We start from the raw sequence: 22,224 nt of genomic DNA, 5'->3' as shown, positions 1-22,224 counted from the left end.
CGGGCGGAGCGCCCGTCAGCCCCGCCAGCCCCGCCCGTCCCGCTCCCGTCCCGCCCCCGAAAGGACCCCTCGATGCTCACCCGCCCCTCCCCGGTGCAGGTTCCGCACCACGAACTGCCGTGGATCGAGACCGCCACAGCGCTCGCCGCCGACCTCCGCCTGCAGGTCGAGGCCGACGACGTCTCGGGAGAGCTGCCCGCCGAGCGCCTCCGCGCGATCTCGGCGAGCGGCCTCGACGCGGCGTTCCTGCCCACCGAGTTCGGTGGCGAAGCGCTGTCGTACGCCGCGCTGGCGCAGGTGGTGCGCCTCTTCGCCGCCGCGCATCCCGCCGCCGCGGCCGTGTGGCTCATGCACCTGGGCGCGGCCCACGCCCTGGTGACGCTCTCGACGCCGTCGACGGCGGCGTACTTCGCCGAGCGGCTGCGCTCGGGCGCACGCTTCTCGAACGCGCTCTCGGAGCCCGCCGGAGGCAACTTCTTCCTCGCTTCGCAGCAGGACCTCGAGCCCGCCGACGGCGGCTGGACCCTCACCGGCCGCAAGCTCTTCGTGTCGGGGGCGGAGATCGCCGACCACGTCTTCCTCAACGCCCGTGTCGACGGTGCGCCAGGCTTCTTCGGCGTCGATCGCGACGAGACCTTCTCGCTGCCCGACTTCGACCAGACCATCGGCATGCGGGCGACCCGCAGCCGCACGATCGTGTTCGACCGAACGCTGCTGCCGGCTTCGAGGCGCTGCGGAATGCCGCCGGCCGACTACGCGAACCTCATCACCGTCGGCTTCGCCTCGCTGTCGATCGGCATCGCCGAGTCGGCGATCGACGCGCTGACGGCATCGGCGTCGGTGGCGAAGGGGCCCGCGGCGGAGCGGCTCGCCGACGCCTCCTGGGTCAAGTCGGAGACCGCGATGGTGTGGGCCGAGCTGCGCGCCGCGCGGCTGCTCGCCGAGCAGACGGCCTGGCTCGCCGACCGCCGCGACCCCCAGGCCATGGCCGCGGCGACCGAGGCCAAGATGCTCGCCAACGAGGTGGCGAAGAAGGCCGCGGCCCTCGCCCTGAAGGTGGGCGGAGGGAGTGCCTACCTCGCGCGCTCGCCCATCCAGCGCATCTTCCGCGACGCCCAGGCGGGGGCGCTGATGGCCTATTCCGTGCCGTTCAGTCAGGAGATCGTCGGCGGGTGGGTGCTGTCGGAGCCGGGCGCCGGCTGAGAGGTGTGGCATGCCTAACTTAGGTATGCCTATACTGATCTCGACATGTATGAGATCGCTACCGACGCCACCGTCGTCTCCCGAGCATCCGGTCGCGTGCTGATCGCCGCCACCGAGTCGAACCTCGACGAGGTGCGGGCCGTCGTCGCCACCCTGGGCGAGCGCGCCCACGGTCAGGTGTTCGTCGAGGTGCCCTCGGCCGCCGAGATCGACCCGATCGCCACGCCCGAGCGCGTGACGGTCACCTGGCTCCGCCGCGATCTCCGCTCCGGCGAGATGGGCACGGGCCTCGCCTGCGCCCCCGGCCAGGCTCTGCGCCGCGCCGTGCGCGCGTGGGTGGGCGAGATGTCGACGGGCGACGCCGAGATCGACGGCGACGCGGTGTGCCTGTGGTTCGGCCGCGACGTGCCGAACGACTTCGCCGGGGTCTGAGCCGTCGCCCGCTACTGCGCGCGGCGCCGCGTGACGTAGTTGCCGTCTTCGAGCCCCGCCTCGACCTCGAAGTGGTTCTGCAGGGGGTCCTGCCCCGCCAGCGCGTAGAGCAGCGGGAACATCATGCCGTACTGCTTCCACTGCTGCCGGTGCACCTTCTCGTGCCGCAGCACGGCGGGCGCGTCGTTGTCGTCGGTGAGGTACACCCCGCCCACGCAGGTGCCGCCGCGGCGGAAGGCCCATCGCGGCAGACCGGTGCACACGAACAGCCCGTCGACACGGCGGATGCGCCCGGTGCCGAACACACTCCCGATGACGAGGGCGACCCCGGTCGCGTAGAGGTACCCCGCCCGGGCGAGGGGCGGTGCGTACAGCACGGCCCGCACCCGGGCCATCGCGCCGTCGTCGCTCACGCGCTGGCGTCCCGGCCGTAGGTCTCGAGCAGCCGCAGCCAGACCTCGCTGATCGTGGGGTAGGAGGGCACCGCGTGCCACAGCCGCGACAGCGGCACCTCGCCCACCACGGCGACCGTCGCGGAGTGCAGCAGCTCCTGCACGTCGGGGCCCACGAAGGTGACGCCGAGCAGCACCTTGCGCTCCTCGTCGACCACCGCGCGGGCGGTTCCCTTGTAACCGTCGGTGTGCACGCTCGCCCCCGCGACGTTGCCGATCTCGTAGTCGACGACACGGATGCTGTGGCCGGCCTTCTCGGCGGCCGCGGCGGTGAGACCCACCGAAGCGACCTGCGGGTCGGTGAAGGTGACCTGCGGAACCGCGTCGTGGTCGGCGGTCGCCACGTGCCGGCCCCAGGGCGCGTCGTCGACGGGCTCGCCCTTGGCCCGCGCCGCCACGACGTCACCGGCCGCCCGCGCCTGGTACTTGCCCTGGTGGGTGAGCAGCGCGCGGTGGTTCACGTCGCCGGTGGCGTACAGCCATTCGCCCTCGAGCGGCTTGCCGTCGGCCCCGAGCACGAGCAGGGTGTCGTCGGTGCGCAGCCACTCGCCCGGCTCGAGCCCGATCGTCTCCAGCCCGAGGTCGCTCGTGCGGGGGAGCCGGCCGGTGGCCACGAGCAGTTCGTCGGCCTCGAGGGTGGCGCCGTCGTCGAGGGTGGTGACGACCACGCCGTCGGGGCGGCGCTCGACCGAGGCGGGCGAGGCGCCGAGATGCAGCTCCACCCCGAGGGAGCGGAGCGACTCGGCGACGGCCTCGCCGGCGAAGGGCTCCTGGTTCGCCAGCAGCGCGCCGCGGGAGACGACGGAGACGCGGGAGCCGAGCGTGGCGTACGCGGTGGCCAGCTCGCAGGCGACGACCCCGCCGCCGATGACGGTGAAGCGCTCGGGGATGCTCTGGGCGCTGGTCGCCTCGCGACTGGTCCAGGGCTTGGCGTCGGCGAGTCCCGGGATGTCGGGGAGCAGCGCCGTCGAACCGGTGGAGACCACCACGGCGTGCCGCGCGGTGAGCTTCGAGACGGAGCCGTCGGAGCCCGTGACGGAGAGCTCCTTCACCCCCGTGAACACGGCGTGCCCGCGCACCAGGTCGATGCCCGCACCGCGCACCCAGTCGACCTGGCCGCTGTCGTTCCAGTCGCTGGTGAACGAGTTGCGGCGCTTCAGCACGGCGTGGACGTCGATCTCGCCCGTCACGGCCTGGGCTGCTCCGTCGACGGTCTTCGCCGCGTGCACCACCTCGCCGGCCCGCAGCAGCGCCTTCGACGGCATGCAGGCCCAGTAGGAGCACTCGCCGCCCACCAGCTCCGCCTCGACGAGCGCGACCGAGAGTCCGCCCTGCACCGCACGGTCGGCGACGTTCTCGCCCACCGCCCCGGCACCGATCACGATGACGTCGAATTCCTGGGTCATGACTACTCCTGGGGTTGCTTTCGGGGGAGGGGTGGAGACGGTCGGCGCGCGTTCAGCGCACGAGGGCCGAGACGATGCGGAGGATGGCGGGGAGGTCGTCGACGACGGCGTCCGGCGCGCTCGGCGCGAACTCGGTGATGCCCGCACCGACCAGTTCGAACTCCGCCCGCACCGCGCGCACGGCGTCGGTGAGGGCGGCGACGGTCAGCCCGAACGGCTCCGGATGCGTGATGCCGCCGATCTCGGCGGGGTCGAGCACGTCGAGGTCGACGTGGATGTACACGGCCCGCGCCCCGGTGGCACGGACCGCCTCGACGACCGTCTCGGGCGCGGAGGCGAGCCGATCGGCGTCGACGACGGCGATCGGGGCGCTGTCGAGGTAGGCGGCCTCCTCGTCGTCGCAGGCGCGGGTGCCCGCGAGCACGAGGTGTTCGGCCGCCACGGCACGTCGCCCGCCGGTGAGTTCCTCGGGAGCGTCGCCGAGCAGGGCCCGCACGACCATGCCGTGGAAGGCGCCCGAGGGCGAGGTCGACGGCGAGTGGATGTCGGGATGCGCGTCGAACCACACCAGGGCCACGGGCCCGCCCGCCTTCGTCACCGCGTGGCGCACGGCGGCGAACTCGACACCGCAGTCGCCGCCGATGACGACCGGCGTCGTGCCGGGGGCCGTCTCGCCGAGGGCGGCGTCGAGCGCCTCGGCCACCGCCGAGATCGACGAGAAGCGGAGGATCCCCGTCTCGAGGGACTCTCCGGCTCCCGCCGGGATCTCGACGGTGCGCGTGGCCGCCGACGGCAGGTCGCCGCGGATCGCCTCGGCGCCGTCGATCAACCGCATGGCGCGACTCGAGCTCGAGCCCTGCCACTGCGGCACCACGACGAAGCTCGCGGGCATGGCGGCGCGACCCCGCTACTCGCCGCTCGTGACGGCCTTGGCGGGCGATCCGGCCTTGAGCGCGGCGAGCCGAGCCTCGACCTCGGTGAGCTCGCCGAGGTCTTCGAGGCTCTCGAACTGCGCGTCGAGGCTGGAGGCGTTGAGCTCCTCCTGGCCGCGCACGCGGGCCTCCTCGCGGCGGATCTTGTCCTCGAAACGGCCGAGGTCGCTCGACGGGTCGAGCACGTTGATGTTCTTCAGCGCATCCTGCACCTTGCCCTGCGCCTCGGCGGTCTTGGCGCGGGCGACCAGGTTGTCGCGCTTGGTCTTCAGCTGGTTGAGCTTCTCCTTCATGGCGGCCAGACCCGCCTTGAGCTTCTCGACCGACTCGGTCTGCGAGGCGATCGACGGCTCGGCGCTCTTGGCCTCGTTCTCCGACTGCAGCTGACGCGTGAGCGCCACCTTCGCGAGGGCGTCGAACTTGTCGGCGTCGACGGTGTTGCCGGCGGCGCGGAACTCGTCGGCCTTGGTGCTCGCGGCGAGGGCCTTGCGACCCCAGTCGGCGGCGGCCGCGACGTCTTCGCGGTGGTCGTCTTCGAGCAGCCGCAGGTTGCCGATGGTCTGGGCGATGGCGCTCTCGGCGTCGGCGATGTTCGAGGTGTAGTCGCGCACCAGCTGGTCGAGCATGAGCTGGGGGTCTTCGGCCTGGTCGATCAGCGCGTTGATGTTCGCCTTCGCGAGCTGGGCGATGCGGCCGAAGATCGATTGCTTGGTGGACATGTGATGGTTCTCCTTCGTGTCGTGCGTGATCGTTCGTGACGTGTGATGGTCATCCCGGAGCCGGGAGGTCAGTGGGGCGTGGTCAGAATCGGCCGCCTCCGCCGCGCCGGCCCCCGCCGCTCGAGCGGCTGCTCGACCGGCTCGACCTGCTGCTCGAGCGGCCGCCGCCGAAGCTCCCGCCGCTCGAGCGCCGGCTGCTCGACCAACTGCTGCCGCCCCGGCTCCCGCCGCCCCAGCCGCCGCTCCACCCGCTCGACCAGCTGCTGCCGCCGCGGTCGTCGTCGTCGAAGAGCCCGCCCAGGATGCCGCCGAGCACGGCACCGCCGAAGCTGTCGTCGCGCGACGACCCCGAGGTGGTGGAGCCCCAGTTGCTGTCCCGCGCCCAGGTGACGTCCTGCTGGGCGGAGGTCGTGGCGAGGGAGGCCAGCCGGGAGGCCTGGGTCGCTTCGTCGAGCGACCTCGCGGCATCCGTGGCGGCCAGGGCGATCGCCTGCTCCAGGTGTCGCTGCGCCTCCGAGAGGCGGGTGCGCGCATCCGTGCCGACCGCGCCGCGGCGGGTCTGCAGGTAGCTCTGGGCGGCGGCCACCTCGCTCTGCGCCGAGGCGATGGCCCGGTCGCGCTGCGACTCCAGCCGCGCCACCCGCTCGCGCTCGTCGCGCACGGCGGCGAGGGCGGTGTCGAGCGGCGCGTTCGCCTTCACGAGGGTGCTGCGGGCGTTCAGGGGGTCGCGGGCGCCGAGCGAGCGGGCTCGCTCGAGCTCGATGCGGAGGGCTGCCGCCATGCGCTCGATCTCGGCGTTCGCCCCGGGCTGGGCTGCGACGAGCTTCTCGGCCTCGGCGATGTCGAGGGCGGCGTCGTCGACCGCCGCGCCGAGGCCCGACTGGGCGGCGCCGAGGTCGCGTTCGAGCGTGGCGAGCGAGTCGAGCAGGGTGACCGCCTGGGCCAGGGCCTGCTGGGCGTTGCGGATGCGCAGGGCGGCCTCGGCGCGCCCGCCGAGTTGTGCGGTGGCTGGTGCCGCAGGCGCTGCTGCTGCCGATGCTGCACCCCCGGGTGCCGCCGCACTCGCGGGAGCCGCGGGCGTTGCCGCCGCCGCACCCGCTGCCGCAGCATCCGTCTGCTCGATGAGCCGTGATGCCGTCTCGAGCTCGGCCTCGGCGAAGTCGCGCAGCTTGTCGGCCTGGTCGACGTTGTCGGCCACCGTGCCGAGGGCGGCGGGGTCGTAGTTCGCGCCGAGCGTGGCGAGCCGTGCCCTCGCGTCGTCTTCGGAGGCGCCCACCGCGGCGAGGGTCTGCCGCGCGGCGGTGAGTGCGGGAGCCGGGTCGCGCTCGAGGTCGCGGAGTGCGGTGAAGGCCTCGAGCTGGTCGTCGAGGCGGTCGGCGGCGGCGTCGCAGATCTGGATGATCTGCTCCGACCAGGCGCGCCGTTCCTCGTCGGTGTCGGGGACGGCGTCGTCGAGCTTCTGCTTGAGGGCGAAGGCCTGCGAGAGCGAGCCCTTCACCTCGCCGAGCACGGTGGTGAACTGGGCCGTCGCCTCCTGGCCGAACTGGGCGACGGCGAAACCGAGCTCCTCCTCGCTGGAGGTCACGGCGTCGTCGAGGTCGATGAGCACGGCGCCCACCCGCTGGTCGAGCTCCTTCTGCGTGGGGCCGGCGAGCGCGGCCTGCTCAGTGGCCCGCTTGTCGAGCGTCTTGCGGCGGCGCACCAGCACGATCACCAGCACGGCCAGCCCGGCCACGATGATGATGCCCGCGATCACCCAAATGAACCCGCCGATGCCGAGACCCTCGGGCGCGTGGCCCGAGCCGCCGGTGACCCCGTCGCCGCCGAGCTCGCGCGAGATGCCGTCGGCCGCCGCCACTCCCGCACCCGCCCAGTCGGAGTCGCGCAGCTGCGGCACGATGTCGTCGGTCTCGATCGAGGCGAGCTGATCGTCGTCGAGTGCGAACGAGGAGTCGACCGAGAGCTGGTAGACGCGGTCGTCGACGGCCACCGCGAGCAGCACGTCGTTGCGGCCGAACTGGTTGATCGAGGCGACCTCGTCGGTCCAGGCCTGGCGGTCGGAGGGGTTCGTGAACGAGTCGGTGTAGACGACGAAGAGATTGACGCCCTGCTCGGTGGCGAGCTCGTCGACCGCGTCCTGCACCTGCTGCTCGGCTGCCGCGTCGAGCACGCCCGCGTCGTCGACGACGTACCGCCCGGCCAGGTCGATCGGGTCGGTGGCGGAGGCGGGAGACGCGATGAGCAGCACAGGCACGAGGAGCGCTGCGGCGAGGCCGGCGACGGCGGCGAGGACGGATCGGATGCTCGCGACACGGCGAGTTCGGTGCTGAGCTCTCATCCCTCCTGAGTCTAGGAGGGACCGCTCGAAAGCGTCTATGGAATCTGAATGCGCTCCCGATGACTCCCGGGAGTCTCCCGGACTCGGAGCGCGGGCGGCTGTGTTGCGCCGTGTGACGTCACGGATGCGCGCGGCCGACCCGCTCGTCAGGATGGAGGGGTGTCGTCAGCCCCTCTGCTCAGCATCGTCTCCGTGACGGAGGCGCGCCCGCACGCCCCCGAGTACCACGCGTACTCGGCGATGCTGGCCGAGCGCACCGCGCACGAGGCGCGTGAGGCGGGCTGGCGGGTCGAGCGGGTCGCCGCCGCCGACGTCTCCGTCGGCACCTCGCTCCGCCGCACCGAGCGTGCAGCCGCCCTGGTGCTGCTCGGGGGAGAGGACATCGCCCCCGAGTTCTACGGCGCCGCCCGCGGCTACCGCGCCGAGGGCGCCCACGCCGAGCGCGCCGACGAGGCGCAGATCCTGATGGTCGGCCGCGCGCTCGACCGTGGAACGCCGCTGCTCGGCATCTGCCGCGGGCACCAGATCATCGACGTCGCCCTCGGCGGCACGCTGGTGCAAGACCTTGGCGAGCACTCGGGGCACCGCAACGACGGTGTGGAGATCCACCGGGTGATGAGCGACCACGACGTCGAGCTGCTGCGCGGCACGCGCCTGCACCGTGCGCTCGGCGACCGCGTGGTCACCCGCAGCGCGCACCACCAGGCGATCGACCGGCTGGGTGCTGGCCTCCGGGTCGCTGCCCGCGCATCCGACGGTCTCGTCGAGGCGGTCGAGCACGAGACGGCGCCCATCACGGGAGTGCAGTGGCACCCTGAAGACCCGCGCGCGCCGCGCGGCCAGCTTGGCGCGCTGCTCGCCGGTCTGGCGACGCCCGCGCTCCGTCTCGCCGCCTGACCCTCTCCCGACACGCCCGACCAGGGCGCGAACTATACGTCTGCTTTCTGCGCGCGCTGGGCGAATCGCCGGTGTGTTGCTAATGTGATTGCTGTTGTTTCTGTGACGAGTGAGACACAAGTGACGGGCTTGGGTTGTCGGCGCAGCATCCGATCGGTCGGGAATCCCTATGCACACCACCGCCCACAAGAACACTCGCGTCGTGCAGACGCGCCGGCAGCGAGCCGTGCGCTCGTCGGGCGTGCTCGTGGCGGTGGGCGCCCTCGTCGCCACGCTGATGGCGGGCTCGCCCGCCGCCGCCACCGATTACCCGTCGTGGGACGACGTGATCGCGGCGAAGAGCAACGAAGAGGCGAAGTCGGCTCAGATCTCCGAGCTGCAGGGCCTCATCAGCGGCCTCCAGGCCGAGGTCGACGCTGCGGAAGCCGTGGCCGACCAGGCCTGGCAGGCCGACCAGGCCGCGCAGCAGGCGCTCAGCGACGGCACCAGGAAGGCCGACGAGCTGCGCGCCGGCGCCGAAGCCGCCGCCACCCGCTCGGCGGAGTCGAACAAGCGCGCGGCCGCCCTCGCCGGCCAGTTCGCCCGCAGCGCCGGCAACGACCTCACCTCGCGGCTCATGGTCTCGGGCGACGGCAGCGACGACCTGCTCTACCAGCTCGGTGCCATGTCGAAGCTCAGCGAGACCAGCCAGGGCGTGTTCGAGAAGGCGAAGCAGGATGCGAACACCGCCTCCTCGCTGAGCGACCAGGCCGATGTCGCCCAGGCTGCGCTGGCCTCGCTCGCCGCTGCCGCCGACGCGTCGCTGCAGGCGGCGGTCGAGGCGCAGAAGGCGGTGCAGGGCGCGCTGCTCGAGCAGGAGAAGCACCAGGCGGAGCTCACCGTGCAGCTCGCGGCGCTGCAGCAGAACACGATCACCACCGAGGCCCAGTACCAGGCCGGCGTCGAGGCCGAGCGCCAGCGCCGCATCGCCGAGGAGCAGGCTGCGGCCGCCGCGGCCGCTGCTGCCGCCGAGGAGGAGGCGCGCAATCGTGAGGCTGCCGGCGGTGGCGGCGGCTCGTCGGGCGGCGGTGGCGGCTCGTCAGGCGGTGGCGGCGGTGGCGGCATCTCGGTCTCCCCGCCCGCCCAGTCGTACAGCGGCCAGGCCGTCGTCGACTACGCCGAGCAGTTCGTCGGCGTCGTGCCCTACGGCTGGGGCGCGAACCCCAACGACAGCTTCGGCTGCGACGGACTCACCCAGTACGTCTACGGCCAGTTCGGCATCTCCCTGCCGCGCCTGGTGAGCCGTCAGGCCGCCATGGGCGTGCGCGTCTCACCGCAAGACGCCCAGCCCGGCGACCTCGTGGTCTGGCCCGGCGCCCACATCGGCATCTACGACGGCCACGGCGGCGTCATCCACTCGCCCGACTGGGGCCGCTACGTCACCCACGCCACCGGCCTCTGGGGCAGCTACTACTTCGTCCGCCTCGTCTGAGCTCAGCCGTCCGGGGCGCGGCCGACCGCGGTCCGGCCGTCCGCGGTCGCGGTCGCGGGCGCTCAGTCGCGGGCGTAGGAGGTGATCGACTCGACGGTGCCGTCGGCGTTGCGCACGATGTGGTCGCACCGGCGGGTCATGGCCCAGGTGCGGCCCTCGGCGATGGCCTGGGTGCGGATGACGTGGGTGGAGAGGTCCGCCTCCTCACCCTCCATGCGGTTGTGCCACATGTTGTGGCTCCTGAACGTCTCGACGGCTGTCACGATCGCGCTCCTTCGCTGACGATGACACGGGTACGGCTGGGTGGGCCGTGCCCAGCATTGTAGAGCCGGGGAGAGGGGCTGCGAGAGGAAATCCGCCGAGAACACTCGAGGCGGCGAACGATGTGCCCCCAGTAGGATTTGAACCTACGGCCTTCTGCTCCGGAGGCAGACGCTCTATCCCCTGAGCTATGGGGGCCCGGGGTGCGTTGTCCAGGGTAGCAGGCCGCGGGGGCCGCCACCGTCATCACCACCTCGCCAGCCGTGTGAGGATCGTGTCATGAAGCGCATCGTGTCCGCCGAGATCGACGCCACCGTCGACCGCGCCACCACCGTCGTGTTCTCCCTCGCCGTCGCCCAGGGCGCCGACCTGGTCGAGGAGTCGATCGACTACCGCATCGACGGCGAGCCGATCGAACCGGTGGAGCTGACGGATGCGCTGGGCACCCGCCTGCACCGCTTCGACGTTCCGCCGGGCGGCTTCACCGCGCGCTACCGCGCCGAGGTCGACGGGAAGGCCGAGCCGGCGCCCGTCGACGAGCTCGACCTCATCCGCTACCTGCGGCCGAGCCGCTACTGCGAGTCGGACAGGCTGCTGCCCACCGCCGTCGCCGAGTTCCGCGGGCTCGAGGGCCGGGCCCTGCTCGACGCGGTGAGCTCGTGGGTGGGCGCCGAGCTCCGCTACGTGCCGGGGTCGAGCGCCCCCACCGACGGTGCGGTGCAGACGCTGCTGCTGCGCCAAGGGGTGTGTCGCGACTACGCCCATCTCGCCATCGCCCTGCTGCGCGCGCTCGACGTGCCCGCTCGACTGGTCTCGGTGTACGCGCCGGGCCTCTCGCCGATGGACTTCCACGCCGTCGCCGAGGCCTACGTCGAGGGCGCCTGGCACGTCATCGACGCCACCGTGCTGGCGCCCCGGCAGAGCCTGCTGCGCATCGCCACGGGCCGCGACGCCGCCGACACGGCGTTCCTCACCAACCACGGCGGCTACCTCACCCTCGACCGCCTCGAAGTGACCGCCACCGCCGACCTCCTGCCCATCGACGACCTCGACCTCCTCGTCGAGCTCGGCTGACCGGCCTCCGCCCGCCGATCGCCCCGCACCCTGCGGGATAGAATCGACCCTCGTGACTCCCGAAGACCTCTCCGCCCACCTCTTCGCCATCGTGACGGCCCGCCTGGCCGCGGTCGCGCCCGAGAACGGCGAGCCCGCGCTCACCGTCACGGAGGCCGACACCGCCCTCGAGCGCCCGCGCAACCGCGAGCACGGCGACTGGGCGTCGAACATCGCCATGAAGCTCGCCAAGCGCCTCGGCACCAACCCGCGCGCCTTCGCCCTCGAGCTCGCCCCGGCGATCGAGGCCATCGACGGCGTCGCCTCCGTCGAGGTGGCGGGCCCCGGCTTCATCAACATCACCCTCGAGACGGCGGCGGCCGCCGAGATCGCCCGCACCATCGTCGAGGCGGGGGAGTCGTTCGGCCGCAGCGACGTGCTCGCCGGCCACACCATCAACATGGAGTTCGTCTCCGCCAACCCCACCGGCCCGCTGCACATCGGCCACACCCGCTGGGCCGCTCTCGGCGACTCGATCGCCCGGGTGCTGCGCGCATCCGGAGCAGAGGTCACCGCCGAGTACTACATCAACGACGCCGGCAGCCAGATGGACGTCTTCGGCCTCTCGGTGCTCGCCGCCGCGAAGGGCGAGCCGACTCCCGAGAAGGGGTACCCGGGCGCCTACATCCAGACCCTCGCCCAGCGCGTGCTCGAGGCCGAGCCCGAGCTGCTCGAGAAGCCGCACGACGAGGCGGTGGCGATCGCCCGCGACCTCGCCTACGAGTACCAGCTCGCCGAGATCAAGCAGTCGCTGGCGAACTTCCACGTGCACTTCGACGTGTTCTTCTCCGAGCGCACCCTGCACACCCCGGATGCGGTGACCGGCAAGACTGCCATCGACGACGCCGAGGAGCGGTTGCGCGCCCAGGGGCACGTGTTCGAGGCCGACGACGCGGTCTGGGTGCGCACCACCGACTTCGGCGACGACAAAGACCGCGTGCTCACCCGCGGCAACGGCATCGTCACCTACTTCGCCGCCGACGCCGCCTACTACCTGTCGAAGAAAGACCGCGGCTTCCCCGAGAAGATCTACCTCCTGGGCGCCGACCACCACGGCTACGTCGGCCGCCTGAAGGCTCTCGCCGCCGCTGCCGGCGACGACCCCGACACCGGCCTGAGCGTGCTCATCGGCCAGCTGGTGAACCTCAACGGGGCGAAGCTCTCCAAGCGCGCCGGCAACATCATCGAGCTCGACGACCTGCTCGACTGGCTCGGCGCCGACGCCCTGCGCTTCTGGCTGGCCCGCTATCCGGCCGACTCCCCGCTCTCGCTCGACGGCGAGAAGCTGCGCTCGCGCACCAACGACAACCCCGTGTTCTACGTGCAGTACGCGCACGCCCGCACCCGCTCGGTCGCCCGCAACGCCGCCGAGGCCGGGGTCACCCGCGACGCCTTCGAGCCGGCGCTGCTCGACCACGCCACCGAGACCGCGCTGCTCGGCGCGCTGCAGGAGTACCCGCGGGTGCTCGCCCACGCCGCCGAGCTGCGGGAGCCCCACCGCGTCGCCCGCTACCTCGAAGACCTCGCCGGCCACTACCACCGCTGGTACGACGCCACCCGCGTGCTGCCGTTCGGCGACGAGGAGATCTCGGCGATCCACGGCACCCGCCTGTGGCTGAACGACGCCACCGGCCAGGTCATCCGCAACGGTCTCGACCTCATCGGCGTCTCCGCTCCCGACCGCATGTGAGCCGTGCGCGCCTCCGTCGACGAAGCGGATGCGCGCCGCACACGGCAGGATTGACGCATGACGACCGAGCCGCTGACTCCGCCGCCCGCCCCGACCACCCGGAAGAGGCGCCGCTGGCCGTGGGTGCTCGTCGTGGTGCTCGTGCTCGTCGCGGTGGGTCTCGTGATCGCCGACATCGCGGTGCGCGCCTCGGTGGAGTCGCAGGCCGCGGCCCAGATCGAGGAGCGGCTGCCCGAGAACGTCGAGGGCGACGTCACCGTCGAGATCGGCGGCTTCTCCTTCCTCGCCCAGGCCCTCACCGGCCGGCTCTCCGAGGTCGTGCTCGACGCCCCCGAGCTCTCGGTGAACGGCGTGCCGCTCGCCGCGCACGCCGTGGCGAACGGGGTGCCCACCGACCTCACGAAGCCGATCGACACCGTCGACGCCTCGATCTCGATCGATCAAGACGCGGTGAACGACATCGTCGACATCCCGGGCGACTCGGGGCTCGTGCTCGGCGACGGCGACGTGTCGTACCAGGGCACCCTCTCCATCTTCGGGTTCCAGCTCGGCTACCAGGTGACCGGCGTGGTGACCGCGGAGGGCGACCGCGTGCTGGTCGAGCCGCGCTCGGCCTCGCTCACGCAGGGCGCCGGCAACCTCGACATCGACCTCGACCAGCTGCTCGGCACCCTCGCCGACGACCCCATCTCGGCGTGCGTCGCCCAGTACCTGCCGGAGGGCACCACGGTCGACTCGCTCGAGATCACCGGTGGCCGCGCCACGGCCACGCTCTCGGCCGACGACTTCGTCGCCGACGAGCAGAGCCTCCGCACGCTCGGCAGCTGCGGGTGAGCCGGAGCCGCTAAGCTTTCGGTACCCGGGTGATCGCACCCCGGGAACGGCTTCAGGGACCAAGCCGGGTCCGCTCGCCCCTTCCACTCGCCAGGCCGTGCCCCCGCACGTCGACGACACCGCCAAGGGAACCGTTCATGACCTCCAGCCCGCTCGCACCCGGGTGGCTCGCCGAGCCCGCCGACGCCGACGCGCTCCCGCCGCTCATCTGGCCCGCCACCGCGCAGCGGACGGCCGCCGGCGAGATCGAGATCGGCGGCATCACCGCCTCCGCCCTCGCCGAGCGCTTCGGCACCCCGCTCTACGTCATCGACGAGACGGATGCGCGTTCCCGGGCCGTCGAGGTGCGCACCGCCTTCGACACCGCCGCCGCCGAGGCCGGCACCCGCGCGAAGGTGTACTACGCGGGCAAGGCGTTCCTCACCATCGAGATCGCGCGCTGGATGAGCGAGGCCGGCCTCTCGATCGACGTCTGCAGCGGGGGAGAGCTCGCCGTCGCCCTGGCCGCCGGTGTCGACCCCGCGCACCTCGGCCTCCACGGCAACAACAAGTCGCTCGACGAGATCGAGCGCGCCGTCTCCTCCGGCGTCGGCGTGATCGTGCTCGACAGCGCGATCGAGATCGAGCGGGTCGCCGCGACCGCCGCGCGTCTGGGGCGGGTGCAGGAGGTGCGCCTGCGGGTGAACAGCGGCGTGCACGCGCACACCCACGACTTCCTCGCCACCGCCCACGAAGACCAGAAGTTCGGCGTGCGGCTCGACCAGGCCGCCGAGTACGTCGCCGCCATCCGCTCGCACGCGTCACTGCGGTTCCTCGGCCTGCACTGCCACATCGGCTCGCAGATCTTCGGCTCCGAGGGCTTCGCCGAGTCGGCGGCGCGCCTGCTCGAGCTCCAGGCCGAGCTGCTCGCGGGCGGCGAGGTGCCCGAGCTCAACCTCGGCGGCGGCTTCGGCATCGCCTACACCACCGCCGACGACCCGACGCCCATCACCGAGCTGGCGTCGCTCATCGTCGGCACCGTCGCGCGCGAGTGCGCGCGCCTCGGCATCCCGGTTCCCGCGCTCGCCTTCGAGCCCGGCCGCACCGTGATCGGCCGCTCGGGGGCCACCCTCTACGAGGTGGGCACCATCAAAGACGTGCTCGTCGGCGCTGACGGCACCGACCACGTGCGGCGCTACGTGAGCGTCGACGGCGGCATGAGCGACAACGCCCGGCCCGCCCTCTACGGCGCCGACTACTCCGTGCGCCTCGCGAGCCGCAACAGCGATGCGGATGCGGCACTCGTGCGCGTGGTCGGCAAGCACTGCGAGAGCGGCGACATCGTGGTGCAGTCCGACTACCTGCCGGGCGACGTCGCCCCCGGCGACCTGGTGATGGTTCCCGCCACCGGCGCCTATTGCTGGTCGCTGTCGAGCAACTACAACTACCTCGGGCGCCCCGCGGTCGTCGCCGTGGTGGACGGCGAGGCCCGGGTGCTGATCCGCCGCGAGACCGAGCACGACCTGCTCGCGCGCGACACCGCCTACCTCGGAGGTCGATGATGATCGAATACCGCAACCTCAGGATCGCCCTGCTCGGAGCCGGCTCGGTCGGCTCGCAGGTCGCCCGGCTCCTCCTCGAGCACGGCGAGGAGCTCGCCGCCCGCGTCGGCGCGGGCCTCGAGCTCGTGGGCGTCGCCGTGCGCGACCTCGACGCCCCGCGCGACAGCGCCATCCCGCGCGAACTCCTCACCACCGACGCGACGGCGCTCATCCAGTCGGCCGACATCGTCATCGAGCTCATGGGCGGTCTGGAGCCGGCGCGAGAGTACATCACGCTCGCGATGAACTCCGGCGCCGACGTCGTCACCGGCAACAAGGCGCTGCTCGCCACCCATGGCCCGGAGCTGTTCGCCGTGGCCGACCAGGTGGGCGCCCAGCTCTACTACGAGGCGGCGGTCGGCGGGGCCATCCCGATCATCCGTCCGCTCCGCGACTCGCTCGCGGGCGACCGCGTGCACCGGGTGATGGGCATCGTCAACGGCACCACGAACTTCATCCTCGACCGCATGGACCTCGAGGGAGACTCGTTCGAGAACGCCCTGGCCGTGGCGACCGAGCTCGGCTACGCCGAGGCCGACCCCACCGCCGACGTCGAGGGGTTCGACGCTGCGCAGAAGGCGGCAATCCTCGCCAGCCTCGCCTTCCACACCGTGGTGCCGGTCGAGGCCGTGTACCGCGAGGGCATGACCACCGTCACCGCGGCCCAGGTCGAGGCCGCCGAGAGGGCCGGCTTCGTGGTGAAGCTGCTCGCCATCTGCGAGCGGCTCACCGACCCCGAGACCGGCGTCGAGGGCGTGGTCGCGCGCGTGCACCCCTCTCTCATCAGCCGGCGTCATCCGCTCGCCGCCGTGCACGACGCCAAGAACGCCGTGTTCGTGCAGTCGGAGGCGGCCGGCGACCTCATGTTCTACGGCGCGGGCGCCGGCGGCACCGAGACGGCGTCGGCAGTGCTCGGCGACCTGGTCTCCGCCGCCAGGCGGCACCTCGCGGGCGGCCCCGGTGTGGGGGAGTCGACCCACGCGAACCTGCCGGTGTTCCCCATCGGCGCCGTCACCACCCGCTACCAGCTCACCCTCGTGGTCACCGACAAGCCGGGTGTGCTCGCCCAGATCGCCGGATTGTTCAGCGAGCACGGCGTCTCGGTGGAGGCCGTGCAGCAGACCGTCGCCACCGCGCCGCCCGGGCGGTCGGGCGACGAGCCGCTCACCGCTACCCTTGTGATAGTCACGCACGAAGCCACCGACGCGGCCCTCTCGGCCACGGTGGCGGCTGTTTCCTCGCACGACGCCGTCGTGCGGGTCGAATCAGTCCTACGAGTCGAAGGAGAAACGCCCTAGTGGCCGACAGCACGCCCCGCATCCCCTCCCGCCAGTGGCGCGGGGTCCTTCACGAGTACGCCCACCGGCTCGACATCACCGACGCCACCCCCGTCGTGACCCTGGGGGAGGGCGGCACCCCGCTCATCCCCGCTCCCGCGCTCTCCGCCCGCACCGGCGCCAAGGTGTACATCAAGTTCGAGGGAATGAACCCCACGGGCTCGTTCAAAGACCGCGGCATGACCATGGCCATCTCGAAGGCCGTCGAGCACGGCGCGAAGGCCGTCATCTGCGCCTCCACCGGCAACACCTCCGCCTCGGCCGCCGCCTACGCCACCCACGCCGGCATCACGGCCGCCGTGCTGGTGCCCGAGGGCAAGATCGCGCTCGGCAAGCTCAGCCAGGCCATCGCGCACAACGCCGAGCTCATCCAGGTGCAGGGCAACTTCGACGACTGCCTCGACCTCGCCCGCGAGCTCGCCGAGAACTACCCGGTTCACCTCGTGAACTCGGTGAACCCCGACCGCATCAACGGCCAGAAGACGGCAGCCTACGAGGTCGTCGAGGTGCTGCAGGATGCGCCCGACTTCCACCTGCTGCCGGTCGGCAACGCGGGCAACTACACCGCCTACTCCCGCGGCTACGGCGAAGAGCTCGAACGCGGCGTCACCACGAAGCTGCCCCGCATGTTCGGCTTCCAGGCCGAGGGCTCCGCCCCGATCGTGCTCGGTCACCCCGTGCTCGACCCCGACACCATCGCCAGCGCCATCCGCATCGGCAACCCGGCGTCGTGGGAGCTCGCCCTCGAGGCGCGCGACCGCACCGACGGCTACTTCGGCGCCATCAGCGACGCCGACATCCTGGCCGCCCACCGCCTGCTCTCGGCCGAGGTCGGCATCTTCGTCGAGCCGGCCTCCGCCATCGGCGTCGCAGGCCTCCTCGAGCGCTCGGCCGCCGGGGTCATCCCCGCCGGCGCGACGGTCGCCATCACCGTGACCGGGCACGGCCTGAAAGACCCGCAGTGGGCCCTCAAGTCGGCCGACGGCTCCGAGGTGCAGCCCACCATCGTGCCCGTCGACGCCGCCGAGATCGCGGGCGTGCTCGGGCTCGCCAAGGACGCGTCGTGACCGACGCCACCACCTCGATCGAGAGCACCGCAGGGGCCTCGGTGCCCGTCGGCCGCACGGTCACGGTGCGGGTCCCCGCCACCACCGCGAACCTCGGCCCCGGCTTCGACACCCTCGGGCTCGCCCTGGCGCTCTACGACGAGCTCACCGTCACGGCGCGCGAGGAGCCCGGCGCCTTCGTCGACGTGAACGGTGTCGGCGCGGGCGAGGTGCCGACCGACGAGAGCAACCTCGTGGTGCGCGCGATCGCGCACACCTTCGCCGCCTACGGGCAGCAGCTCCCCGGGCTCCACCTCACCGCGCGCAACGTCATCCCGCACGGCAGGGGCCTCGGCTCCTCGGGCGCGGCGATCGTCTCGGGCATCATGGCGGCCAAGGGCCTGCTCTCGGGCATCGTCGAGATCGATCAGCTCGGCCTCCTGGCGCGGGCGACCGAGCTCGAGGGCCACCCCGACAACGTCGCTCCGGGTCTGTTCGGAGGCCTCACCATCGCCTGGGTCACCCCCGAGGGCCCCCAGTTCAAGAAGCTCAACGTGCACCGCGGCGTCTCGCCGCTCGTGCTGGTGCCGCAGGAGACGATGTCGACCGCGCTGGCGCGCAGCCTTCAGCCCGAGTCGGTGCCGCACGCCGACGCCATCTTCAACGTGTCGCGCTCGACGCTGCTCATCGCCGCCCTCATCCAGAGCCCCGAGCTGCTGCTCGCCGCAACGGAGGACAAGCTGCACCAGAGCTACCGGGCGAGCGCCATGCCCGAGACCGACAGGCTCATCCAGGAGCTCCGTGCCGCGGGCTTCCCGGCCGTGGTGTCGGGTGCCGGCCCCAGCATCCTGGTGCTCTGCAGCGACCCGGGGCAGCGGCAGGCGGCGGTCGACCTGGTGGCCGAGCGGTCGGCGACACCCTGGCAGTCGCTCGTTCTGGCCGTCGACTTCAAAGGTGCTACAGTTGTGCTGCACCCGGACGAAGGCAAGTAACCTCCGAGCGACCAAGCTCCGGGGTTCTTCGAATCCCGTCCCGGCTGTATTTCCTCAACTCATTCCTGCCGCGTGCAGAGACGTTCCGGCCCCGTGGGCGATCCCGTCGATCACCCGCACACCGACGACGTAGCGGTGCGCAGGCAGTCTCTGTCTGGCTCATCCTGCCGGCAGGGGAAGGACACAATTCTCCCGTGACTGACGTCAACTCAAGCGCCGAGCTCTCGACACTGAAGGTCTCCCAGCTGCAGGCGATCGCCTCGCAGCTCGGCATGGCCGGCGCTTCCAAACTCCGCAAGGGCGAGCTCATCGAGGCCATCCGCAAGGTGCAGGAGGGCCAGGAGCTGCCCGCCGACCTGCCGGTGACCCTGGAGCCCGTCGCTGCGGAGGCCGGAGCCGCGGAGGCCGGGGCCGCTGCGCCCGAGGCCGCCGTGGCCGAGGAGCCCGCCGCCGAGGCATCCGCCTCCGCGCCCCTCACCTTCGACTTCGACACCCCCGCCGCCGAACCGGCCGCCCCCGTCGACGGCCCGATCGTTCCCGACGAGCTGCTGCGCGCCGCTCCGGCGACGCAGAGCGCCCCCCGCGAGCAGATCGTCATCGAGCTGCCCGAGGGCCCCGTCGCCCCGAAGCGCCGCGGCTCGCGCCGCGTCACCTCGGTCGACGGCGGCTACGCCATCGAGCGCACCACCTCCGGCCGCGGCGGCGACGAGGCTCCCGCAGCCGAGCGCGGCGGCTCCCGCCGTGGCACCGAGCGCGTGCCGGCCGGCGGCCACCTGAACCGTGACGACGCCACCGTGGCGGGCCTCGTCCCCGCCGAGCAGGGCGAGCAGAACGACGTCGCCGAGGCCGCCGCCACTGCCGACGGTACCGAGCAGGGTGCGCAGCCCGATCAGAACGAGCGGCCCGAGGGTGGCCGTGGGCGCAACCGTCGTGGTCGCAACCGCAACAACAACGGCGGTGCGAACCAGAACGCCGACGCGCAGGGCCAGAACGGCAACGCGCAGAACGGCAGCGGCCAGGGCGGCAGCGGCCAGAACGGCAGCGGCCAGAACAACGGCACTGCGCAGAACTCCACCTCGCAGAACGGCAACGCGCAGGCGGAGCCGAAGCAGCAGGGCGAGCAGTCGGGCCAGCGCGGCAACGACCGCAACGGCCCCGCCGACGAGGAGCGCAGCGAGCGCGGTGCCCGCAACCGCTACCGCGACCGCAAGCGCCGCGGCCAGTCGGGTGGCGACGACGTCGAGCCCGAGATCAGCGAAGACGACGTGCTGCTGCCCGTGGCCGGCATCCTCGACATCCTCGACAACTACGCCTTCGTGCGCACGAGCGGCTACCTCCCCGGCAACAGCGACGTCTACGTCTCGCTCGGCCAGGTGAAGAAGTACAACCTGCGCAAGGGCGACGCCGTCGTCGGCTCCATCCGCCAGCCCCGCGAGGGCGACGCGGGCGGCCGCCAGAAGTACAACGCCATCGTGCGCATCGAGTCGATCAACGGCCTGCCCGTCGACGAGGCGCAGAACCGCGTCGAGTTCGGCAAGCTCACCCCGCTCTACCCGCAGGAGCGCCTGCGCCTCGAGACCGAGCCGGCGAAGCTCACGCAGCGCATCATCGACCTGGTCGCCCCCATCGGCAAGGGCCAGCGCGGCCTCATCGTCGCGCCCCCGAAGGCCGGCAAGACCATCGTGCTGCAGCAGATCGCGAACGCGATCTCGACCAACAACCCCGAGGTGCACCTCATGGTGGTGCTGGTCGACGAGCGGCCCGAAGAGGTCACCGACATGCAGCGCACGGTGAAGGGCGAGGTCATCGCCTCCACCTTCGACCGCCCCGCCGAAGACCACACCACGGTCGCCGAGCTCGCCATCGAGCGCGCCAAGCGCCTGGTCGAGCTCGGCCACGACGTGGTCGTGCTGCTCGACTCCATCACCCGCCTCGGCCGCGCCTACAACCTGGCGTCGCCCGCCTCCGGGCGCATCCTCTCGGGCGGTGTCGACGCCTCCGCCCTCTACCCGCCGAAGCGTTTCTTCGGCGCGGCGCGCAACATCGAGAACGGCGGCTCGCTCACCATCCTCGCCACCGCTCTGGTCGAGACCGGCTCGAAGATGGACGAGGTGATCTTCGAGGAGTTCAAGGGCACCGGCAACTCCGAGCTCCGCCTCTCGCGCCAGCTCGCCGACAAGCGCATCTTCCCGGCCGTCGACGTGAACGCGTCGTCGACCCGGCGCGAAGAGCTGCTCATGGGCGCCGACGAGACCAAGATCACCTGGAAGCTGCGTCGTGCCCTCGCCGGTGTCGACCAGCAGCAGGCCCTCGAGATCGTGCTGTCGCGCCTCAAGGAGACCTCCTCCAACGTGGAGTTCCTCATGCAGGTGCAGAAGTCGATGCCCACGCCGGCCGGCGGTTCGCACAACGGCAACGGTCACCACAAGGGGGAGTGATGTTCGAGTCCGTGGCCGCGCTGCGGGCCGAGCACGACGACCTGCAGCAGCAGCTCTCCGACCCCGAACTGCACGGTGACCCGGCGCGGTCGAAGCGGGTGAACCGGCGCTACGCCGAGCTCAGCCGCATCGTCGCCGCGCACGCCGCCTGGCAGCAGAACGTCGACGACCTCGAGGCCGCGCGTGAGCTGGCCGCCGAAGACCCGGCGTTCGCCGACGAGATCCCCGCCCTCGAGGCGAGTCTCGACGAGAACGCCGAGAAGCTGCGGCGCCTGCTCATCCCGCGCGACCCCGACGACGCACGTGACGTGATCATGGAGATCAAGGCGGGGGAGGGCGGCGCCGAGAGCATGCTCTTCGCCGCCGACCTCTTGCGCATGTACCTGCACTACGCCGAGTCGAAGGGCTGGAAGACCGAGCTCCTCGAGCGCACCGAGAGCGATCTGGGCGGGTACAAAGACGTGCAGATCGCGGTGAAGGGGCGCTCCAGCGACCCGGCCGAGGGCGTCTGGGCGCACCTGAAGTACGAGGGCGGGGTGCACCGCGTGCAGCGGGTGCCCGCCACCGAGTCGCAGGGCCGCATCCACACCTCCGCCGCCGGCGTGCTCGTCTTCCCCGAGGTCGACGAGCCCGAAGAGGTCGAGATCAACCAGAACGACCTCAAGATCGACGTCTTCCGCTCCTCCGGCCCCGGTGGCCAGTCGGTGAACACCACCGACTCCGCCGTGCGCATCACCCACCTGCCCACGGGCATCGTGGTGTCGATGCAGAACGAGAAGAGCCAGCTGCAGAACCGCGAGGCGGCGATGCGCGTGCTGCGTGCGCGCATCCTGGCCAAGCAGCAGGAGGAGCTCGACGCCGAGGCCAGCGCCGCGCGCAAGAGCCAGATCCGCTCGGTCGACCGCTCGGAGCGCATCCGCACCTACAACTTCCCCGAGAACCGCATCGCCGACCACCGCACCGGCTTCAAGGCCTACAACCTCGACCAGGTGATGGACGGCGCGCTCGAGCCCATCATCCAGTCGGCCATCGCCGCCGACGAGGAGTCGCGGCTCGCGGCGGTGGGCACCGAAGGCTAGGCGG

At 72.1% G+C, this 22,224-nt stretch carries 19 protein-coding genes and 1 tRNA gene; 13 read left to right on the top strand and 7 right to left on the bottom strand.

Features of this window, described 5'->3' with window-relative positions:
• The first annotated feature begins 72 nt into the window (after positions 1–72).
• Entirely contained in the window at positions 73–1,203 is a 1,131-nt protein-coding gene (locus HL652_RS09210; protein ID WP_171705056.1) for an acyl-CoA dehydrogenase family protein, read from the top strand.
• A gap of 45 nt (positions 1,204–1,248) precedes the next feature.
• The gene (locus HL652_RS09205; protein ID WP_171705055.1) at positions 1,249–1,635 is read left to right on the top strand and encodes an SIP domain-containing protein; all 387 of its coding nucleotides are present in this window, start codon (positions 1,249–1,251) and stop codon (positions 1,633–1,635) included.
• Between the two features lie 11 nt (positions 1,636–1,646).
• Here HL652_RS09205 and HL652_RS09200 read toward each other — a convergent pair whose 3' ends face one another.
• From HL652_RS09200 to HL652_RS09180, 5 genes are all read right to left on the bottom strand, one after another.
• On the bottom strand, positions 1,647–2,030 hold the full coding sequence (locus HL652_RS09200; RefSeq protein WP_171707261.1) for a Fe-S oxidoreductase: 384 nt from the start codon (positions 2,028–2,030) through the stop codon (positions 1,647–1,649).
• A 14-nt stretch (positions 2,031–2,044) separates the two neighbouring features.
• Positions 2,045–3,493, bottom strand: coding sequence for a dihydrolipoyl dehydrogenase family protein (locus HL652_RS09195; protein ID WP_171705054.1), 1,449 nt, complete (start codon positions 3,491–3,493; stop codon positions 2,045–2,047).
• 52 nt (positions 3,494–3,545) lie between these two features.
• Entirely contained in the window at positions 3,546–4,385 is an 840-nt protein-coding gene (locus HL652_RS09190) for an arginase family protein (protein WP_171705053.1), read from the bottom strand.
• Between the two features lie 15 nt (positions 4,386–4,400).
• Positions 4,401–5,144, bottom strand: coding sequence for a PspA/IM30 family protein (locus tag HL652_RS09185; RefSeq protein WP_171705052.1), 744 nt, complete (start codon positions 5,142–5,144; stop codon positions 4,401–4,403).
• Between the two features lie 82 nt (positions 5,145–5,226).
• On the bottom strand, positions 5,227–7,482 hold the full coding sequence (locus HL652_RS09180) for a TPM domain-containing protein (RefSeq protein ID WP_171705051.1): 2,256 nt from the start codon (positions 7,480–7,482) through the stop codon (positions 5,227–5,229).
• A gap of 159 nt (positions 7,483–7,641) precedes the next feature.
• Here HL652_RS09180 and HL652_RS09175 point away from each other — a divergent pair, with 159 nt between their 5' ends.
• Complete coding sequence (locus tag HL652_RS09175; RefSeq protein WP_253743743.1) at positions 7,642–8,379, top strand: gamma-glutamyl-gamma-aminobutyrate hydrolase family protein; 738 nt, start codon at positions 7,642–7,644, stop codon at positions 8,377–8,379.
• A gap of 169 nt (positions 8,380–8,548) precedes the next feature.
• On the top strand, positions 8,549–9,850 hold the full coding sequence (locus tag HL652_RS09170; protein WP_171705050.1) for a C40 family peptidase: 1,302 nt from the start codon (positions 8,549–8,551) through the stop codon (positions 9,848–9,850).
• Between the two features lie 62 nt (positions 9,851–9,912).
• On the opposite strand, the gene HL652_RS09165 is transcribed toward HL652_RS09170, so the two are convergent.
• Together HL652_RS09165 and HL652_RS09160 are read right to left on the bottom strand one after the other, a co-directional pair.
• Positions 9,913–10,113: a DUF2188 domain-containing protein gene (locus tag HL652_RS09165; RefSeq protein ID WP_171705049.1), complete on the bottom strand. Its 201-nt coding sequence runs from the start codon at positions 10,111–10,113 to the stop codon at positions 9,913–9,915.
• 123 nt (positions 10,114–10,236) lie between these two features.
• A tRNA-Arg gene (locus HL652_RS09160) sits at positions 10,237–10,309 on the bottom strand.
• An 81-nt stretch (positions 10,310–10,390) separates the two neighbouring features.
• On the opposite strand from HL652_RS09160, the gene HL652_RS09155 reads away from it, so the two are divergent.
• The 9 genes from HL652_RS09155 (at position 10,391) to prfA (ending at position 22,220) form a co-directional block, all read left to right on the top strand.
• Complete coding sequence (locus HL652_RS09155; RefSeq protein WP_171705048.1) at positions 10,391–11,185, top strand: transglutaminase-like domain-containing protein; 795 nt, start codon at positions 10,391–10,393, stop codon at positions 11,183–11,185.
• A 52-nt stretch (positions 11,186–11,237) separates the two neighbouring features.
• Positions 11,238–12,914, top strand: coding sequence for an arginine--tRNA ligase (gene argS, locus HL652_RS09150; RefSeq protein ID WP_171705047.1), 1,677 nt, complete (start codon positions 11,238–11,240; stop codon positions 12,912–12,914).
• Between the two features lie 57 nt (positions 12,915–12,971).
• A complete protein-coding gene (locus tag HL652_RS09145) occupies positions 12,972–13,748 on the top strand; it encodes an LmeA family phospholipid-binding protein (RefSeq protein ID WP_171705046.1) in 777 nt (258 codons plus the stop codon).
• Between the two features lie 137 nt (positions 13,749–13,885).
• Complete coding sequence (gene lysA, locus HL652_RS09140; RefSeq protein ID WP_171705045.1) at positions 13,886–15,289, top strand: diaminopimelate decarboxylase; 1,404 nt, start codon at positions 13,886–13,888, stop codon at positions 15,287–15,289.
• Positions 15,289–16,626 carry a homoserine dehydrogenase gene (locus HL652_RS09135; protein WP_171707259.1) on the top strand — a complete coding sequence of 446 codons (1,338 nt, stop codon included), beginning with the start codon at positions 15,289–15,291 and terminating at the stop codon, positions 16,624–16,626. The genes lysA and HL652_RS09135 overlap by 1 nt, the downstream gene beginning before the upstream one ends.
• Complete coding sequence (thrC, locus tag HL652_RS09130) at positions 16,626–17,732, top strand: threonine synthase (protein ID WP_253743741.1); 1,107 nt, start codon at positions 16,626–16,628, stop codon at positions 17,730–17,732. The genes HL652_RS09135 and thrC overlap by 1 nt, the downstream gene beginning before the upstream one ends.
• Positions 17,729–18,703 carry a homoserine kinase gene (gene thrB, locus HL652_RS09125; protein WP_253743739.1) on the top strand — a complete coding sequence of 325 codons (975 nt, stop codon included), beginning with the start codon at positions 17,729–17,731 and terminating at the stop codon, positions 18,701–18,703. Before thrC ends, thrB begins: the two co-directional genes overlap by 4 nt.
• A 194-nt stretch (positions 18,704–18,897) precedes the next feature.
• A complete protein-coding gene (rho, locus tag HL652_RS09120; protein WP_171705044.1) occupies positions 18,898–21,141 on the top strand; it encodes a transcription termination factor Rho in 2,244 nt (747 codons plus the stop codon).
• Positions 21,141–22,220, top strand: coding sequence for a peptide chain release factor 1 (gene prfA, locus HL652_RS09115; RefSeq protein WP_171705043.1), 1,080 nt, complete (start codon positions 21,141–21,143; stop codon positions 22,218–22,220). The genes rho and prfA overlap by 1 nt, the downstream gene beginning before the upstream one ends.
• The last annotated feature ends 4 nt before the right edge of the window (positions 22,221–22,224 follow it).

It is taken from the genome of Herbiconiux sp. SALV-R1 (assembly GCF_013113715.1).
Classification (GTDB): domain Bacteria; phylum Actinomycetota; class Actinomycetes; order Actinomycetales; family Microbacteriaceae; genus Herbiconiux.
The sequence above is the reverse complement of the archived record's forward strand: the minus strand, read 5'-3'. Positions and strand labels throughout refer to the sequence as shown.

What these genes read in the sequence shown, in the direction of transcription:
- HL652_RS09205 (WP_171705055.1), top strand. Translation starts at nt 1,249, where the DNA reads ATGTATGAGATCGCTACCGACGCCACCGTCGTCTCCCGAGCATCCGGT.
- prfA (WP_171705043.1), top strand. Translation starts at nt 21,141, where the DNA reads ATGTTCGAGTCCGTGGCCGCGCTGCGGGCCGAGCACGACGACCTGCAG.
- HL652_RS09180 (WP_171705051.1), bottom strand. Translation starts at nt 7,482, where the DNA reads ATGAGAGCTCAGCACCGAACTCGCCGTGTCGCGAGCATCCGATCCGTC.
- HL652_RS09195 (WP_171705054.1), bottom strand. Translation starts at nt 3,493, where the DNA reads ATGACCCAGGAATTCGACGTCATCGTGATCGGTGCCGGGGCGGTGGGC.
- HL652_RS09135 (WP_171707259.1), top strand. Translation starts at nt 15,289, where the DNA reads ATGATCGAATACCGCAACCTCAGGATCGCCCTGCTCGGAGCCGGCTCG.
- HL652_RS09155 (WP_171705048.1), top strand. Translation starts at nt 10,391, where the DNA reads ATGAAGCGCATCGTGTCCGCCGAGATCGACGCCACCGTCGACCGCGCC.
- HL652_RS09185 (WP_171705052.1), bottom strand. Translation starts at nt 5,144, where the DNA reads ATGTCCACCAAGCAATCGATCTTCGGCCGCATCGCCCAGCTCGCGAAG.
- HL652_RS09170 (WP_171705050.1), top strand. Translation starts at nt 8,549, where the DNA reads ATGCACACCACCGCCCACAAGAACACTCGCGTCGTGCAGACGCGCCGG.
- HL652_RS09145 (WP_171705046.1), top strand. Translation starts at nt 12,972, where the DNA reads ATGACGACCGAGCCGCTGACTCCGCCGCCCGCCCCGACCACCCGGAAG.
- HL652_RS09200 (WP_171707261.1), bottom strand. Translation starts at nt 2,030, where the DNA reads ATGGCCCGGGTGCGGGCCGTGCTGTACGCACCGCCCCTCGCCCGGGCG.
- HL652_RS09210 (WP_171705056.1), top strand. Translation starts at nt 73, where the DNA reads ATGCTCACCCGCCCCTCCCCGGTGCAGGTTCCGCACCACGAACTGCCG.
- lysA (WP_171705045.1), top strand. Translation starts at nt 13,886, where the DNA reads ATGACCTCCAGCCCGCTCGCACCCGGGTGGCTCGCCGAGCCCGCCGAC.
- HL652_RS09190 (WP_171705053.1), bottom strand. Translation starts at nt 4,385, where the DNA reads ATGCCCGCGAGCTTCGTCGTGGTGCCGCAGTGGCAGGGCTCGAGCTCG.